This window comes from Paraburkholderia sp. GAS348, from assembly GCF_050434205.1.
Classification (GTDB): domain Bacteria; phylum Pseudomonadota; class Gammaproteobacteria; order Burkholderiales; family Burkholderiaceae; genus Paraburkholderia.
In genome coordinates this window covers 104,651-119,177 of sequence record NZ_JBNPVT010000014.1, presented here as the reverse complement: position 1 = coordinate 119,177, position 14,527 = coordinate 104,651, and the positions used below count along the sequence as shown (strand labels likewise).

Annotated in this window: 14 protein-coding genes and 1 pseudogene; 8 read left to right on the top strand and 7 right to left on the bottom strand. The window is 60.3% G+C overall.

What is annotated here, in order from left to right:
• Nucleotides 1-4 precede the first annotated feature (4 nt).
• A complete protein-coding gene (locus P3T22_RS22440) occupies nucleotides 5-1,234 on the bottom strand; it encodes a hypothetical protein (protein ID WP_429326163.1) in 1,230 nt (409 codons plus the stop codon).
• 475 nt (nucleotides 1,235-1,709) lie between these two features.
• On the opposite strand from P3T22_RS22440, the gene P3T22_RS22435 reads away from it, so the two are divergent.
• Nucleotides 1,710-2,432 carry an autoinducer binding domain-containing protein gene (locus P3T22_RS22435; RefSeq protein WP_429326162.1) on the top strand — a complete coding sequence of 241 codons (723 nt, stop codon included), beginning with the start codon at nucleotides 1,710-1,712 and terminating at the stop codon, nucleotides 2,430-2,432.
• Between the two features lie 15 nt (nucleotides 2,433-2,447).
• Nucleotides 2,448-3,056, top strand: coding sequence for an acyl-homoserine-lactone synthase (locus tag P3T22_RS22430; RefSeq protein ID WP_082855275.1), 609 nt, complete (start codon nucleotides 2,448-2,450; stop codon nucleotides 3,054-3,056).
• Nucleotides 3,057-3,115: 59 nt separating this feature from the next.
• Here the strand turns inward: P3T22_RS22430 and P3T22_RS22425 are convergent, their stop codons facing one another.
• Together P3T22_RS22425 and P3T22_RS22420 are read right to left on the bottom strand one after the other, a co-directional pair.
• On the bottom strand, nucleotides 3,116-4,519 hold the full coding sequence (locus P3T22_RS22425; protein WP_429326161.1) for a heavy metal sensor histidine kinase: 1,404 nt from the start codon (nucleotides 4,517-4,519) through the stop codon (nucleotides 3,116-3,118).
• Nucleotides 4,516-5,187: a heavy metal response regulator transcription factor gene (locus P3T22_RS22420; RefSeq protein ID WP_429326160.1), complete on the bottom strand. Its 672-nt coding sequence runs from the start codon at nucleotides 5,185-5,187 to the stop codon at nucleotides 4,516-4,518. Before P3T22_RS22420 ends, P3T22_RS22425 begins: the two co-directional genes overlap by 4 nt.
• 184 nt (nucleotides 5,188-5,371) lie before the next feature.
• On the opposite strand from P3T22_RS22420, the gene P3T22_RS22415 reads away from it, so the two are divergent.
• The 3 genes from P3T22_RS22415 (at nucleotide 5,372) to P3T22_RS22405 (ending at nucleotide 7,506) form a co-directional block, all read left to right on the top strand.
• Nucleotides 5,372-6,004, top strand: a complete 633-nt coding sequence (locus P3T22_RS22415) for a hypothetical protein (protein WP_063498831.1) — start codon at nucleotides 5,372-5,374, stop codon at nucleotides 6,002-6,004.
• Between the two features lie 99 nt (nucleotides 6,005-6,103).
• Entirely contained in the window at nucleotides 6,104-6,736 is a 633-nt protein-coding gene (locus P3T22_RS22410) for a cytochrome b/b6 domain-containing protein (RefSeq protein ID WP_429326159.1), read from the top strand.
• Nucleotides 6,733-7,506 (top strand): molybdopterin-dependent oxidoreductase, encoded by a 774-nt coding sequence (locus P3T22_RS22405; RefSeq protein ID WP_063498829.1) that lies wholly within the window; start codon nucleotides 6,733-6,735, stop codon nucleotides 7,504-7,506. The genes P3T22_RS22410 and P3T22_RS22405 overlap by 4 nt, the downstream gene beginning before the upstream one ends.
• 20 nt (nucleotides 7,507-7,526) lie before the next feature.
• On the opposite strand, the gene P3T22_RS22400 is transcribed toward P3T22_RS22405, so the two are convergent.
• Nucleotides 7,527-8,570 carry an AraC family transcriptional regulator gene (locus tag P3T22_RS22400; protein WP_429326158.1) on the bottom strand — a complete coding sequence of 348 codons (1,044 nt, stop codon included), beginning with the start codon at nucleotides 8,568-8,570 and terminating at the stop codon, nucleotides 7,527-7,529.
• A gap of 328 nt (nucleotides 8,571-8,898) precedes the next feature.
• On the opposite strand from P3T22_RS22400, the gene P3T22_RS22395 reads away from it, so the two are divergent.
• Both P3T22_RS22395 and P3T22_RS22390 read left to right on the top strand, forming a co-directional pair.
• Entirely contained in the window at nucleotides 8,899-9,954 is a 1,056-nt protein-coding gene (locus P3T22_RS22395) for an NAD(P)-dependent alcohol dehydrogenase (RefSeq protein ID WP_429326157.1), read from the top strand.
• A 14-nt stretch (nucleotides 9,955-9,968) separates the two neighbouring features.
• Nucleotides 9,969-10,925 carry a LysR family transcriptional regulator gene (locus tag P3T22_RS22390; protein ID WP_429326156.1) on the top strand — a complete coding sequence of 319 codons (957 nt, stop codon included), beginning with the start codon at nucleotides 9,969-9,971 and terminating at the stop codon, nucleotides 10,923-10,925.
• Between the two features lie 29 nt (nucleotides 10,926-10,954).
• On the opposite strand, the pseudogene P3T22_RS22385 reads toward P3T22_RS22390, so the two are convergent.
• From P3T22_RS22385 to lhpI, 3 genes and pseudogenes are all read right to left on the bottom strand, one after another.
• Nucleotides 10,955-11,071 (bottom strand): annotated as a pseudogene (locus P3T22_RS22385) (respiratory nitrate reductase subunit gamma); the annotation flags it as partial.
• A 51-nt stretch (nucleotides 11,072-11,122) separates the two neighbouring features.
• On the bottom strand, nucleotides 11,123-12,604 hold the full coding sequence (gene zwf / locus P3T22_RS22380; protein WP_063498826.1) for a glucose-6-phosphate dehydrogenase: 1,482 nt from the start codon (nucleotides 12,602-12,604) through the stop codon (nucleotides 11,123-11,125).
• A gap of 256 nt (nucleotides 12,605-12,860) precedes the next feature.
• Entirely contained in the window at nucleotides 12,861-13,805 is a 945-nt protein-coding gene (lhpI, locus tag P3T22_RS22375; protein WP_429326196.1) for a bifunctional Delta(1)-pyrroline-2-carboxylate/Delta(1)-piperideine-2-carboxylate reductase, read from the bottom strand.
• A gap of 466 nt (nucleotides 13,806-14,271) precedes the next feature.
• Here lhpI and P3T22_RS22370 point away from each other — a divergent pair, with 466 nt between their 5' ends.
• Entirely contained in the window at nucleotides 14,272-14,526 is a 255-nt protein-coding gene (locus P3T22_RS22370; RefSeq protein ID WP_429326155.1) for a helix-turn-helix transcriptional regulator, read from the top strand.
• Nucleotide 14,527 lies beyond the last annotated feature (1 nt).

Here is a 14,527-nt window from a genome sequence, read left to right as displayed (position 1 = left end):
TGAATCAGTGAATTACCGGTACTGGCAGCGAACTCAACACCGCCATCTTTCGACCGTCCTGGGCGATATTGACTTTTCGCGCCCGGCTCACTCGCGATCCGTATCCAACAATCGCGCCACTCGCCAACATCACCACCAGATCCCTGAAGCAGGTGTCTCCGTCGACCTCAAAGTCCGAGTCGACATATTGCTGAACCACATGACCGAGCGACGAAGTTTTGCCGACCAGTTCCGTCCACGCGATCTGATCGTAGTCCCGGCCGACGAAAACCGACACACCGCGCGTTCCGTACGGATGCTTGACGACAAAATCGTCTTTGTACTGGATCACTTCCCGTTGACTGATACCGTCGCCGAGTTTGCGGCTCGTCGGGATGATGGTGCCGATCGCCGCGCGCTCTGCGTCGTTGAACAGATAGGAAAAGCGCGGATCGGACATGACTGCGACACACAACTTGTTGTCGCCGATCCAACGCCCCGCCAGCGATGACTGGATTACGAGCCGGCCTTCGACCACACTCCGGCAAAACTGCTCCCATTGTCCGATGTCCTGAATCGCGCGCTGCACGCCGTACTTCAAATAAGCAAGCTGGAATGTGTGATCGCCGGTCTGGCTGAGCTGCTCGGGCGTCAGCATGGCCGAGCGAAGGCCGCACGCTTCGATCCGCTTCTTCAGATGCGGTAATTCCAGAATGTTTCCGCCTGCCGGATGCAATAGGCCAATACCTTCGATATCGCGCAAGCCGCGCCGATCCGCGAGCGATGACAACCACGTGGCAACCCAGTCACTCTGTTCGAAAGTAGACGCGCCGCCGCCCCACGATTCGATCAGCGAGGAGGAAAAAGGCGCCTCGCGCCAATATCGGTTGATCATGCCCGCGTACACAATCCCCCCGGGCGCATTGCAGTTGAATTCAATGATCTTGAGCTCCGACAGCGTGCGTCCCATCAGATCGAAGCGGCACAAATCGACCCTGTTGTTGGCCGGCTCCGTGTCCTCCTTGACCCATTGGTTCAACTGATTCGGAATCCCCAGAAACTCCTGGAGATTGGCATCCGCGCGATATGCCGAAACGATCTTCTGCAAAGCATTAAATATAGACGCGATTCGCGGCGCCAGAATTTCCTCCGTTCCCGCGTGAAGCGCACACACACCCGACATAACCGGATAGGGACGTGAGTTGTTCCCCTCAAAGCTCATGACCAGGTTGTCTTCCGCAGCGCGACTCTTCACATACGAACAGGCTCGATTAAATTCATCACTCGCATGATTCTGTTCCAGTGTGATCCAGTCCTTATCGGGATCAAAAACCGGAAAATCACAAATATTCGAATACGATTGCGCCACGGCAAGCTCCTTCATAAGTAAAGGAAAAACTGTCGATTGGTTATCGATCCATTCACACCAATCCGATAGTTCAAACAATTACATGAAGCCAATCACGGAACAGCTCCCGCGATTGGTAGTTGCCTGATTAGTGACACTGGGCACGGCACTCGAACGCCCATGCGCCGATACGTCACAGCCCAAAACTGGTAGGAAATTGCAGCTTTCGGCTAAATATGACGAATTTATGATTTACGATATAAACCGAAAATGACCAACGAGATGTCAATCATCATTTCTGCAACCACTAGACACGCTATGGAACAAGAACCACTCCTATAAAACGAAGTCTGTAATCAAACTTGCATAGCGGAGCCTTGTGATGCCCCGGGACCTATCTGAATGGTGGAGCGATCTGTTCCTCGAACTACAGACCTGCGAAGAGATTGACCGTGTATTTTCCATACTGTCGCGCGCCTCTCTGGATCTCGGATTCTCGTATTGTGCGTTTGGCTACGTCAATCGCGTTCCTTTTTGTTCCAGAAACATCGTTATCAAGAGCTCCTATCCCGAGCGATGGGTGTCGAGATACAGGGAAAGGGAGTACCTGAGAATAGATCCGATAGCCAAACTCGAGTTGGGCGACCTGACTCCCGCGATATGGAATGATGGCCTCTTTGCGAACACAAAACACTTATGGGACGAAGCCAAATCGGCAGGACTCGCAATCGGCATTTCACAACCCTGCTGGGACGCTCGCGGCCAGTTCGGCGTTTACTCATTGGCGAGAGAACGCACGTCGCTAGGCGCCAGTGAGATCAAAGTCCTCCGACCTTTTCTCCTGGCGCTCGGCCAGTTGTCGATGTTCTGCATCAGCCGGATTTCCGGCCGGCAGAGCAGCATCGCCACCGAAGCCAAACTTACCCAGCGTGAAATTGAAATCCTTCGTTGGACCGCCGATGGAAAGTCAGCCAAGGGTATCTCGAACGCCCTCGCCATTTCCGTCGATACGGTGAATTTTCATCTAAAGAATTGCAGGAGAAAACTTAACGCCCCATCCAAGGCCAGTGCAGCGGCCTATGCCATTGCCTACGGACTACTTTAGCTATCGAGCAGACTCATGGAAGAGATCGTATTTACCACAATGGAACAGCTGACTCCTCCCGAAAAGCAGCAACTTGGCAGGTATCGGCACACGGTATTCGTCAAGGAGATGCAATGGGACTTGCCGTCAGCCAGCTCCGGCACTATCGAGGAATGGGACGAATTTGACCGGAACACCACCACCTGCGTCATCGCCTATAAGCAGGATCGCAGTATCTGTGGCTATGCACGATTGTTGCCCACGACTCAGCCTTATCTGCTCGCCGAAATTTTTCCGGACTTGTGCTCCATTCCGCTGATCAGCGATTCGTGCACGTGGGAGCTATCCCGGTTCACGACTTTCGACAGCGGCGTCGCCTGCAACATGCAAAGAATGCGCGAACTCCTTCGTTTGATCTTTATTCGTTCCCAAAGCCAGGGAATCCGCCAATTAGTAGGTGTCGCGCCATCCAGCATGGATCGACTCTATCGTCGCCTGGGGCTCGTGTTACGGCCTATCGGTCCGGCACAGACCGGTAAATGCGGTCTGGCCGCGTTTTCACTGGATATCAACACAACTGGGTTGAGGGCATTAAGCGATGCACATCATTGCCCATTGAATGCGCCAGGCACGCAGGATTTTTAGAATCGTCGATCCTGCCCGGCCAGGCAGCCACGCCATCAGTGCTGACGCGAAAATCGGTTTCAGGCTCCCGGAAAGCGCAATTCGAAGCGCACCACACCCGGCACCGGACATACCACGCGCGCCGTGCCGCCGTGCAGATGCATGATCGCCTTGACGATCGCGAGTCCTAACCCGCTCGATTCGGTGAACGCGCTGCGCGCCGCATCCGCGCGGTAGAAGCGATCGAACAGGCGGTCCAGTTGCTCGTCGGGAATCGGCGCACCGTCGTTTTCCACCACCACCACTGTCGCGCCCTGTTCGTCCTGCGTGCCGCTCAACCGCACCACCGTATCGTTCGCGCCGTATCGCACCGCATTGACGACGAGATTGTTGATCGCCCGCCGGCACAGCATCGGATTGACCGACGCCACGCCCTGTGCCTCGACGGTGAAGCGCATGCCGCGTTCGTCGGCGGGGCCTTCGAAATAGTCTGCGATCCTGACGAGTTCCTCACGCAGATCGACCGGCTCGCGGTCGATGGACAGCGCAGCATGGTCCGAGTGCGCGAGAAACAGAATGTTTTCCGCGATGTGGCTCAAACGGCTCAGCTCTTCGAGATTCGATTCGAGCAATTGCTGATATTCATCGACGTCGCGCGGTTTGGCGAGCGTCACCTGGGTCTGGCCGATCAAGGCGCCCACAGGCGTGCGGATTTCATGCGCCAGATCGGCGGAAAACTGCGAGAGGCGCTGATAGCCATCGGCGAGACGGTCGAGCATGGCGTTGAAGGCGTGCGTGAGCTGACGTAATTCGACCGGCGCGGCCTCGCTGTCGAGCCGCACCGACAAACTCGCCGGACTGATCTGCGCCGCCCGCGCAGCGATCTCGCGCACCGGCCGCAAGCCGCGGCGCAGCACGTAGTAGGCGAGCAGCGTCGCGGCCAGCATGCCGGTGAGCGTAGCCAGCACGATGCGATTGCGATACGCGGCCAGCATCTGCGCTTCCTGAGTCATCGGATGCGCGGCGATCACTTCGACCTCGCTGCCGTCCTCGCGTGCTTTGACGGCGGCGATCGCCCAGTGAACCGGCACGCCGTTCGGCAACATCGTCTGGCGGATGTCCGGGAGCGTCGGCAAGCGATTCTCCGCACCGGCCTGCAGGGCAGGCACCGCAATGTTGCCGGGGTTCACGTCGATAAACGGCGCTTCGCCCGGACGGCGAAACAGCAACACGTCTTGCTCCGCCCCGAGCATGGTCTCGAACAGCAAAGGCCGGTTCTTCAATTCGCTGACCGAATAGAGATCGCGCACGATGCGGCTGAAATGCTCGACACGGCCGGTGAGCACCACGTCCGCGCGGCGCTGCAACGACAATTGGGCAGAGCGATAGAAATACGCGCCCAGCGTGCCGATCACCACGCATGCGATCGCGGCGAACAACACTGTGGTGCGAGCCGTCAACGAACGTTCGGTCCACAGTTTCATGAGCTGTCGCCGAAGGTATACCCGATGCTGCGCACCGTATGAATCAGCTTCTTTTCAAACGGATGGTCAATCTTGGCACGCAGCCGTTTGACGGCGACGTCGACCACATTGGTGTCGCTGTCGAAGTTCATATCCCACACTTCCGAGGCGATCTGCGTGCGCGACAGCGCTTCGCCCTGCCGTCGCACCAGCAGATGCAGCAGCATGAATTCCTTATTGGTCAGTGGAATTTCGACGCCTTCGCGCGTGACCTTGCGGCGCAGAACGTCCAGCTTGAGGTCGGCAATCTCGAACACATCGCTCTCGCGCATCACGCCGCGGCGCAGCAGCGTGCGGATGCGCAACACCAGCTCGGTGAACGAGAACGGCTTGACGAGGTAATCGTCGGCGCCGAGTTCGAGGCCGCGGATGCGGTCGCTGACGTGATCACGCGCGGTCAGGAAAATGACAGGCAGATCGCGCCGCGCGCGCAGCGCACGCATGATTTCCCAACCGTCGATGCCCGGCAGCATCACGTCCAGCACCACGAGGTCGTACGCGTGTTCGAGCGCCATGTGCAGCCCATCCGTGCCGGTGCGCGCGAGGTCGACCGCGTAGCCGCTCTCGCGCAGCCCCTTCTTCAGGTAGTCGCCGGTTTTCGGGTCGTCTTCAATGACGAGGATGCTCATGGTGGCTGGTTTCCGACCCCGAGCGCCGCCGTGGGCGTGGGTCATGGATGTGGACGTGGATATGCCGGCCATTCTACGTGGCCGCGCCGCGCCGTTCATGACGTTTTTGTCATCCGTCTGTCACTCGCCCGAGCCACCCGCGCGCCTAATCTGCCCCTATCCCTCACCCACCCAGAGCAAACTCATGAAGATTGTTTCCGCTAATGCGATGCGCGCCATTGTTGCCCCCGCGCTCGTCGCAGCCTCGCTGTTTGCCGCAGGATCCGTCGCGCAGGCCCAAACCGCCGCGCCCACGGGCGTACGCGGCACGGTAACCGCGCTCTCGGGCGACCTGCTCAAGGTCCACACGCGCGACGGCAAAGACGTCGACGTGAAGCTCGCCAAGGACACGCCGATTCGTGGCGTCGCGCTCGCCAACGTGAACGACATCAAGCCGGACAGCTATGTCGGCACCGCCGCGATTCCGCAGCCCGACGGCACCCTGAAAGCGCTCGAAGTGCACGTCTTCCCGGCCAGCATGCGCGGCGCCGCCGAAGGCCATCGCCCGTGGGACCTCGGCTCCAATAGCACGATGACCAACGGCACGGTCGGCTCCCTCGTGGTCAGCAACGGCCGCACGATCACGGTCAAGTACAAGGACGGTGAAAAGAAAATCGTGATTCCGCAAGACGTGCCTATCGTCGCCCTCGAACCGGGTGACCGCTCGCTGCTGGTGCCGGGCGCGAAGGTCGTGCTGTTCGCCCACAAGGAAGCCGATGGCACGATGGCGGCGAATTTCATCTCGGCAGGCGAGCATGGCGTAACGCCGCCTATGTAATACGGCGCTTTTCAACCGTTCGCTCTTTCTGCCGTTCAGACTGCCGCGTGCCGCAATGACGCGGCTTTCAGGTTCTTCCATGTTTCATCACCGCTCACCATGCCCGAACCGCAAGCGCGCTTTATCGTCCACCCACTCGTCGTACGAATCACGCACTGGATCAATGCATTTGCGATGGTCTGCATGGTAATGAGCGGCTGGGCGATCTATAACGCGTCACCCTTTTTTCCGTTCAGATTTCCAGTGTGGTCGACCGTCGGCGGCTGGCTGGGCGGCTCGATCGCATGGCATTTCGCGGCGATGTGGCTGCTGTGCGCGAACGGCCTGCTGTATCTGGCGTATGGCATCGGGCGGGGGCATTTCCGGCGCAAGCTGCTGCCCGTCCACCCGCGCGATGTCGTACACGATGCCGCCTTGGCGATGCAGTTCAAGCTGCCGCACGATACCGGCAAATACAACGCGGTGCAGCGCGCGCTCTACCTCTTCGTATTGTTCCTTGGCGTGCTGCTGGTCGCGTCGGGGCTTTCGATCTGGAAGCCGGTGCAATTCTCGTGGCTTACAGCGCTATTCGGCGGCTTCGATTTCGCGCGTCGCGTTCATTTTGTCGCGATGGCGGGTGTGGTCGGTTTTGTCGTCGTGCATCTGGCACTGGTGCTGCTGGTGCCGCGCACGTTGCTGCCGATGTTGACGGGCCGCGCGCGGCTCGCCACGCACGAGAGGAGCGAAGCATGAGTGAATCAGAACGCAAGGACTCGCGCGGCACGCGTATTGTCCTCGCCGACCACAAACCGCAAATCGAACGATTGCAACGACGGTTGTTCCTGCGCTCATCGCTTTCGATCGGCGCGCTGGCGATGCTCTCGGGCTGCAACATGCAGGACGGCGATTCGGTCGACAAAGTGTTGTGGGCCATGTCGCGCTGGAACGATCGCGTGCAAGGATGGCTGTTCGATCGCAACAAGCTCGCGCCGACCTATTCGGCGAGCGAGATCACCGACCCATTCCCGTTCAACGCGTTCTATCCGGAGTTCGATGCGCCGGATATCGATGGTTCGACGTACCAGCTGGAAGTGTCGGGTTTGGTGTCGGACAAGCGCACGTGGACGCTCGAGCAGCTGCGCGCGTTGCCGCAGGCTTCGCAGATTACACGGCACATCTGCATTGAAGGATGGAGCGCGATCGGGCAATGGCGAGGCGTGCCGTTTCGCACGTTCCTCGAGCGCATCGGCGCCGATCTGAGCGCTCGCTATGTCGGCTTCAAATGCGCCGATCGGTATTACTCGAGCCTCGACATGGCGACGGCCTTGCATCCGCAAACCCAACTGACACTCGATTTCCGCGACGCGCCGCTGCCGGCCAAATACGGCTACCCGCTGAAGCTGCGCGTACCGACCAAACTGGGCTTCAAGAATCCGAAGCACATCGCTGCGATCTTCGTGACCAACACGAACCCCGGCGGCTATTGGGAGGACCAGGGGTACAACTGGTTCAGCGGGCTATAACGATTCCGGCAACCGCGCGTCTAAACCGCGGTCACATAACGCGCGACCGGCTTGACCACGCGCGGCGGTGGCGCATCGTGCACGGTGCGCATGCGCTTGACTTCATCGACCGGGCTCAGGCCGAACAGACGCTTGAACTCGCGGCTGAACTGCGACGCGCTCTCGTAACCGACGCGCGCCGCGGCGGCGCCGGCATTCAAGCCATCCTGCACCATCAGCAAACGCGCGTGATGCAAACGCGTGGTCTTCACGTATTGCATCGGCGAGGTCGCCGTCACGGCCTTGAATTGCGCATGAAAAACGGCGAGGCTCATGCCCGCTTCAGAAGCAAGCGTATCGACATCGAGTTGCCCGTGGTAGTCGGCATGGATTCGCCGTAGCGCCTTGGCGATGCGGCCGAAATGATTCTGATGCGTAAGCGCCGCGCGAATCGCGTCGCCCTGCTCGCCCGTCAACACGCGATAACAGATTTCGCGAACCACGCCAGGTGCGAGAATGCGCGCGTCTAGCGGCGAGGCTAAGGCGTCCAACAAACGCTGCACGGCATTGTTCAAGGCCGGATCGAGCGGCGTCGAATAGATGCCGAGCGGCTCGTTCTGCGCGGCGCCCTGCGCTTCATTCAGCGCCATGAGCAGCTCGGCTACCATGGTCAGATCGACACGCACCGAGATGGCGAGGAACGGCTGTTCCGGGCTCGCCTCGGTTTCACACTCGAACGGCAGCGGCACCGAGAGCACCAGGTATTGCTGCGCATCGTACTGGAATACCTGATCGCCGAGAAAACCGCGCTTGCGCCCCTGGCAGACGATCACGATGCTCGGCTCGTACATCACGGGTCTGCGCGGCATCGGGGTATTCGCGCGCATCAGACTGACCCCTTCCACGCTCGAACGCGTAATGCCCGGATCGGGCGCAAGCATGTCGAACAATTCGACCAGACGCTGCTGGGCAGGGTCGGCAGGGCCGCCAGCGGCCGGGGCGCGAGTGAGCGGGGCGCGCTCGACGGGGTCGCTATCGACAGGGTCGCTCTCGACCGACGCGGGTTCAACGGAACGGGTTGGCATGACGGTATAGTGACGCGCAAGAGAATAATGCTTGAAATTTAGCACCGAACGACCAACTGCGCTCGCCGCCAGGAGTTTTAGGCAAATTTTCAAGACGTTCAGGTATTCCCCGGTTCGCGCCCGGCTCCTACTATGGGAACCCTGCCGGATCATCTTTTTCCGCGCTGCGCCGGGCTCGGTCGCCTGTTCACCTATTCACCGTTTCGGTGAATACGTCGGCCTCCATCTGCGCCGCGATCCTGGTCTACAACAAGGTTTGGCCGCATCGGCGACGCGCATCGCCCATCGTTGGCGCCTTGCGACATTACCCTCTTTGCTGGAGCTACCCATGAGCACGACTTATGCCTATGCAGCGACCGACGCTACCGCGCCGCTCGCCCCGTTCGAAATCCAGCGCCGCGAACTGCGCGCTCATGACGTGCAGATGGAAGTCCTTTTTTGCGGCGTGTGCCATTCCGACTTGCACCAGGCACGTAACGAATGGAAGAACACGGCTTTTCCTGTGGTGCCGGGCCATGAAATTGTCGGCCGCGTGACGGCGGTGGGTCCGGACGTGACGAAGTACAAGGCAGGCGACCTGGTGGGCGTGGGATGCCTCGTCGACTCATGCCGTACGTGTGCGAGTTGCGAGGAAGGTCTCGAGCAGTATTGCGAAAACGGTTTTGTCGGCACGTACAACGGTGTGGACCGGGTTGACGGTCAGATCACCTACGGCGGTTATTCGACGCAACTGGTGGTGGATGAGGCATTCACGCTGCGGGTGCCGGAGAATCTCGATCCGGCGGGTGTGGCGCCGTTGCTGTGCGCGGGTATCACGACGTATTCGCCGCTGCGCACGTGGGGTGCCGGTCCTAGCAAGAAGGTCGGGATTGTCGGTCTTGGTGGCCTGGGTCACATGGGCGTGAAATTGGCCCGTGCGATGGGTGCGCATGTGGTGTTGTTTACGACGTCGCCGTCGAAGATTGAAGATGCCAGGCGGCTTGGTGCGCATGAGGTTGTCATCTCGAAGAATGCTGAAGAGATGGGCGTGCATGCCAACAGCTTCGATTTCATTCTGAATACCGTGGCTGCGCAGCATGATTTGAATCCGTTTTTGAATCTGCTGAAGCGCGATGGGACGATGACGCTGGTCGGTGCGCCGGAGCGCGATCATCCGTCGCCGCAGGTGTTCAATCTGATCTTCAAGCGTCGCCGGCTGGCTGGTTCGCTGATTGGCGGGATTGCCGAGACACAGGAGATGCTCGATTTCTGTGGCGAGCACGGAATTACTTCGGATATTGAAGTGATTCCTATGCAGGGGATTAATGAGGCTTATGAACGGATGCTTAAGAGTGATGTTAAGTATCGGTTTGTTATTGATCTGGATTCCTTGCGGAAGTACTAACTGGAGTCCGAATCGTGATTGACAGAATAACTGCAATGCGGACATTCATCCGAATCGTGGACACAAACAGCTTCACCCGCGCAGCGGAGTCGCTCAACATCCCTCGCGCGACAGCGACAACCATCGTCCAGAACCTGGAGGCCCTGCTAGGCACCGCCCTCCTAACCCGCACGACGCGGCGTCTGAGCATCACGCCAGAGGGCGCGGCCTATTATGAGCGCTGCGCGCAAATCCTCGCTGACATCGACGAAATGGAAGCCAGCCTCCGTCACTCAACGGATAACCTGACCGGCCGCCTGCGCATCGAAATGCCCGGCGCGGTAGCGAGCGCCATCGTCCTGCCAGCCCTGGAGGACTTCCACGCCCGCTATCCGAACCTCGATCTGGCCATCGGCGTCAGCAACCGAACAGTCGATCTGATCTCGGAAGCCATCGACTGCAGTATCCAACTAGGTGAATTGCCGGATTCAAATCTGATCGCGCGGCAATTGGGCACCCTCGAGCACGTGACATGCGCAAGCCCGGCCTACCTGAGCCGCAACGGCACACCCGCCGACCTCGACGATCTGCGCGGACACACCGCCGTCAATTGCATGTCGCCGCATAACGGCCGCGAAGTCGACTTCGACTTTGAAGTGGACGGCGAAGCGCAAAACGTCAAGGTCAAAGGCTTTGTCAAAGTCAGCGACGAGCAGGCTTACCTCAGCTGCGGATTGCAAGGTCTGGGCCTGATCCAACCGGCGCGAATCGCCGCACAGCCCTACCTCGATTCGGGACGGTTGCGCGAAGTGCTGCCGCAATGGAAACCCGTGCCGATGCCGGTCTCCGTCGCGTATGTAAAGAACCGCCGGGTCTCGCCACGCGTGCGGGCCTTCGTCGACTGGCTCGCTGAATTGTTCGAACAAGCCGAACACGTCGATCAGGACCTGTCGCGAGTCCGGCAATTGTTGCGTGGCCTGCATCCCGCCTAAGGCGGGATGCAGGCCACGCAACACCGTATTCACGAACGCCGCTGCGGCGTATTCTGCCCCGCAGGCACGTTTAACCGCCGGTCTCGCACCACCTGCCACGGCCGCAGCAAATATGCGAGCGACGCAAAGCCGCTCCAGATATGCACGCGCGACCTCGCAAGGCTGCGTCGGCGCACCGCCGATGCCTGATTGCCTGCTTACTGCGATTCTTCCGCCCACACAGCGTTTTCGCGCGCCATCAGCGCCGTCGACGCAGCCGGTCCGAACGTGCCTGCCGTATAGCCACGCGGCTTGTCACCCGACTTGGCCCAGCCTTCCAGAATCGGCTCGGCCCACGCCCATGCGGCTTCGAGTTCGTCGCGGCGCATGAAGTGCGTGAGGCGTCCGCGAATCACGTCGATCAGCAAACGCTCGTACGCTTCCGCGCGACGCTCGGTGAAAGCCTGCTGCAAGTCGAGGTTCAAATTCACCGGCAGCATGTGCATGCCGCTGCCCGGCTCCTTCGCGAGCATCTGCAACTGGATCGACTCTTCCGGCTGCAGCTGGATCACGAGACGATTGCCGTAGTTGCGCCCACCGCTCGGAATGATCGAGAACGGCAATTCGGAAAACTCGATAACGATCTCCGACACCTTCTTCTGCATGCGCTTGCCGGTGCGCAGGAAGAACGGCACGTTGGCCCAGCGCCAATTGTTGATATGCGCACGCAAGGCGACGAACGTCTCGGCGCGGCTATTTGCCGGCACATTGTCTTCCTCGAGATAGCCCTTCACCGGCTCGCCATTCACCGCGCCGGCCGTGTACTGGCCGCGCACGGTATCGCGAGCGATATCTTCGGGCGTCATGGGCCGCAGCGAGCGCAGTACCTTGAGCTTTTCGTCGCGCACTGCATCCGGATTGAGCGACACCGGTGGCTCCATCGCGACGATGCACAGCAGTTGCAGCAAGTGGTTCTGCACCATGTCGCGCAGCGCGCCGGTTTTATCGTAGAAGCCCGCGCGGCTCCCCACGCCGACCTCTTCGGCCACCGTGATCTGCACGCGCTTGATATACGGCGCCTGCCACAGCGGGCCGAAAATCGCGTTGCCAAAGCGCAGCACCATCAGGTTCTGCACCGTTTCCTTGCCGAGGTAGTGGTCGATCCGGTAGATCTGCGCTTCGCCGAAATGCTTGCCGACCGCGGTGTTGATCTCCTGCGCCGACGCCAGATCGTGGCCCAGCGGTTTCTCGAGCACGACCCGTGAATTCTCGTCGACTAGTCCCGCCGCCGAAAGATGCTCGCAAATATTCGTGAACAGATCAGGCGAGGTCGCGAGATAGAACACGCGCCGCACACCTTCGCGCGACGCCTCCTTCAGACTGTGGTAGTCCTCGACCGAATCGACGTCCATGCGCACGTACTCGAACAGCGCCAGGAATTTGTCCCAGGCGGCGGAATCGAATGCCTTCTTTTCGATGAAGGGCTTCGCCTTCGCTTCCATGAATTCGTTGATGTACTGCTCACGCGACCACGGCTTGCGGCCAATCGTGAGAATGCGGGTATCCGGCGGCAGATTGCAGTGCAGATGCGCCATGTAGAGCGCGGGCAGCAGCTTGCGAAACGACAGGTCGCCGGTGCCGCCGAAGATGATCATATCCAGCGGCAGGGCAGGAGTGGCTAAAGCGTGTTGGGTCGTCATAGCGCGGTCGCAGCGTCGTGATAGGCGTCAAGTCAAATGACAAGGGGGCAAAAAGCGCCGGCGGACCGGCACTTTTTTGGCAAACGTCTATGTTGCAACGTTTTGAGATTGTTTGCACGGCAAGATGTGCCGCGGGTTGGCGCAAGATGCCAACCGACTAGCAAAGCCAGCGTTTGCCGAACCGTTTGCCGAACCTTTTCTGGACCTTTGGCGGCCTTTTGCCGAGTCTTTTTTGAACCATCCGGACTGCCCCTGCTCAGCCGCCGGACAATGCCTCGCGCGCTACCCGGCAGGCCGCCAGATCCCATGCCGCGCAGCCGACGCTCTTGAACACAACCGGTTTTTCAGGCGGCAACGACGCGGCAGTGTCCAGCACCGCCGCAATTCCGCCGACCCGCGACCAATCGACGCCGGCCTGGATAAAATCACCGGCTTCATGCCTCGCGCCGGCTTCGTCGTCGACGAACAGCGCGCTGCCCGCGATCGTGCGCGCGCCGATCTCGACCATGGCCGGCGTGAACGCGCCCACGCCGATCACGAGCCGGTCCGCGCGCGCCGCTTCGTCGTAGACGGCCTGCTTGCTGGTGGTCAGCGCGATCACCACGTCGATCGAATCGGGGATGGCCGCGCCAGGGTCGGCCAGCGGTTGCAGTTCGCGCGTCTTGCCGCGATGCGCGCGATGTGCGGCGCAAAACGCTTCGGCCCGCGCGGGCGCACTGCCCTTCACCCATACACGCGCGTCGGGAAACAGTTCGCCCATCGCCTCCAGATGGTTCGCTGCCTGCGTGCCCGTGCCAATCAGCAGGAATTCGTGCGGCCGGGCCGGCGCGAAAGTGTGTACGCCGAGCATCGACATCGCCGCCGTGCGCCGTCCGGTCACCGTCGGGCCGTCGAGAATGAAGAGCGTCTCGCCGGTGTCGGCGTCGAAGGCCATCACCTGGCCGTGGATCGTGGGGATGCCGCGCGGTCCATTGCTCGCGCATACATTGACCAGCTTGTGGATCGCGAGATCGGGCGCGGTAGCCGGCATCGACAGCATGATGCCGCCTTCGTTGAGCGGCACGACGAGCCGTTCAGGACTCGCGATGCGGTGCTGCGCATAGTCGATGCTCGCGCACTTCAAGGCGTCGACGAGCGTCGCGTACGGGATCAGCCGAGCGGTGGCGGCGGCGTCGAAAATCTGCGTGGTCGGGCGGCTCATAAGCGGGCTTTTTCTGAACGGTTCGCCGGCGGTGTGCACTTCGACCGTGCTGATCATACGGTTCAGTTTCATGCTTGCGGCCTTCCTGTGTGTGGGAATTAGATACGCTGCATCGGTACGCACTGCGGTGACGCTGCGGAACACGTGAAGCGTGTGCGGGCACGGTGCGGCAGGCGAAAGCGTGGCGGGCGTGGCTGCGGGTGTGGCTGATCAGACACGCGGCTGCTCCGGGAGTCGAGAACAAGCGATTCTACGACGCCCGGTGCGCCGTGGGGCCGGATCGAGTTCTCACCGTCTGCTGGACGGCCATTCCGGCAGCGACGCAGGCGAATGGAATTTATTCGCGAAGCAGATATTTGCCGTTTATTCGCCAGACAGATATTTTCACTTTATGCGTCCCACGAATATTTGACAAATATCTGTGTGACGCATAAAGTGCATTTATTCGTTTCACGGATAATTTGCCATGATCCACCTCGTCGCCACGCCGGGCCAGATGGCCCAACTGCTGGCTGCCGGCCGGCGCCAGGCCGGACTCACCCAGGCCGATGCCGCCGTGCGCATCGGCGTCAGTCAAAGCCGCATCTCGGCGCTGGAAACCGACGCCACCGCCCTCACCCTCACACAATTGCTGGCGCTGTGCGGCGCCTATGGCCTGCAATTGCAGGTACGCGACAAGAACCAGCCGGCGCCTGAGCCGGCGCCTCTGATCGAGTGGTAAG

What these genes read in the sequence shown, in the direction of transcription:
- P3T22_RS22435 (WP_429326162.1), top strand. Translation starts at nt 1,710, where the DNA reads ATGCCCCGGGACCTATCTGAATGGTGGAGCGATCTGTTCCTCGAACTA.
- P3T22_RS22430 (WP_082855275.1), top strand. Translation starts at nt 2,448, where the DNA reads ATGGAAGAGATCGTATTTACCACAATGGAACAGCTGACTCCTCCCGAA.
- P3T22_RS22425 (WP_429326161.1), bottom strand. Translation starts at nt 4,519, where the DNA reads ATGAAACTGTGGACCGAACGTTCGTTGACGGCTCGCACCACAGTGTTG.
- P3T22_RS22420 (WP_429326160.1), bottom strand. Translation starts at nt 5,187, where the DNA reads ATGAGCATCCTCGTCATTGAAGACGACCCGAAAACCGGCGACTACCTG.
- P3T22_RS22415 (WP_063498831.1), top strand. Translation starts at nt 5,372, where the DNA reads ATGAAGATTGTTTCCGCTAATGCGATGCGCGCCATTGTTGCCCCCGCG.
- P3T22_RS22410 (WP_429326159.1), top strand. Translation starts at nt 6,104, where the DNA reads ATGCCCGAACCGCAAGCGCGCTTTATCGTCCACCCACTCGTCGTACGA.
- P3T22_RS22405 (WP_063498829.1), top strand. Translation starts at nt 6,733, where the DNA reads ATGAGTGAATCAGAACGCAAGGACTCGCGCGGCACGCGTATTGTCCTC.
- P3T22_RS22400 (WP_429326158.1), bottom strand. Translation starts at nt 8,570, where the DNA reads ATGCCAACCCGTTCCGTTGAACCCGCGTCGGTCGAGAGCGACCCTGTC.
- P3T22_RS22395 (WP_429326157.1), top strand. Translation starts at nt 8,899, where the DNA reads ATGAGCACGACTTATGCCTATGCAGCGACCGACGCTACCGCGCCGCTC.
- zwf (WP_063498826.1), bottom strand. Translation starts at nt 12,604, where the DNA reads ATGACGACCCAACACGCTTTAGCCACTCCTGCCCTGCCGCTGGATATG.
- lhpI (WP_429326196.1), bottom strand. Translation starts at nt 13,805, where the DNA reads ATGAGCCGCCCGACCACGCAGATTTTCGACGCCGCCGCCACCGCTCGG.
- P3T22_RS22370 (WP_429326155.1), top strand. Translation starts at nt 14,272, where the DNA reads ATGATCCACCTCGTCGCCACGCCGGGCCAGATGGCCCAACTGCTGGCT.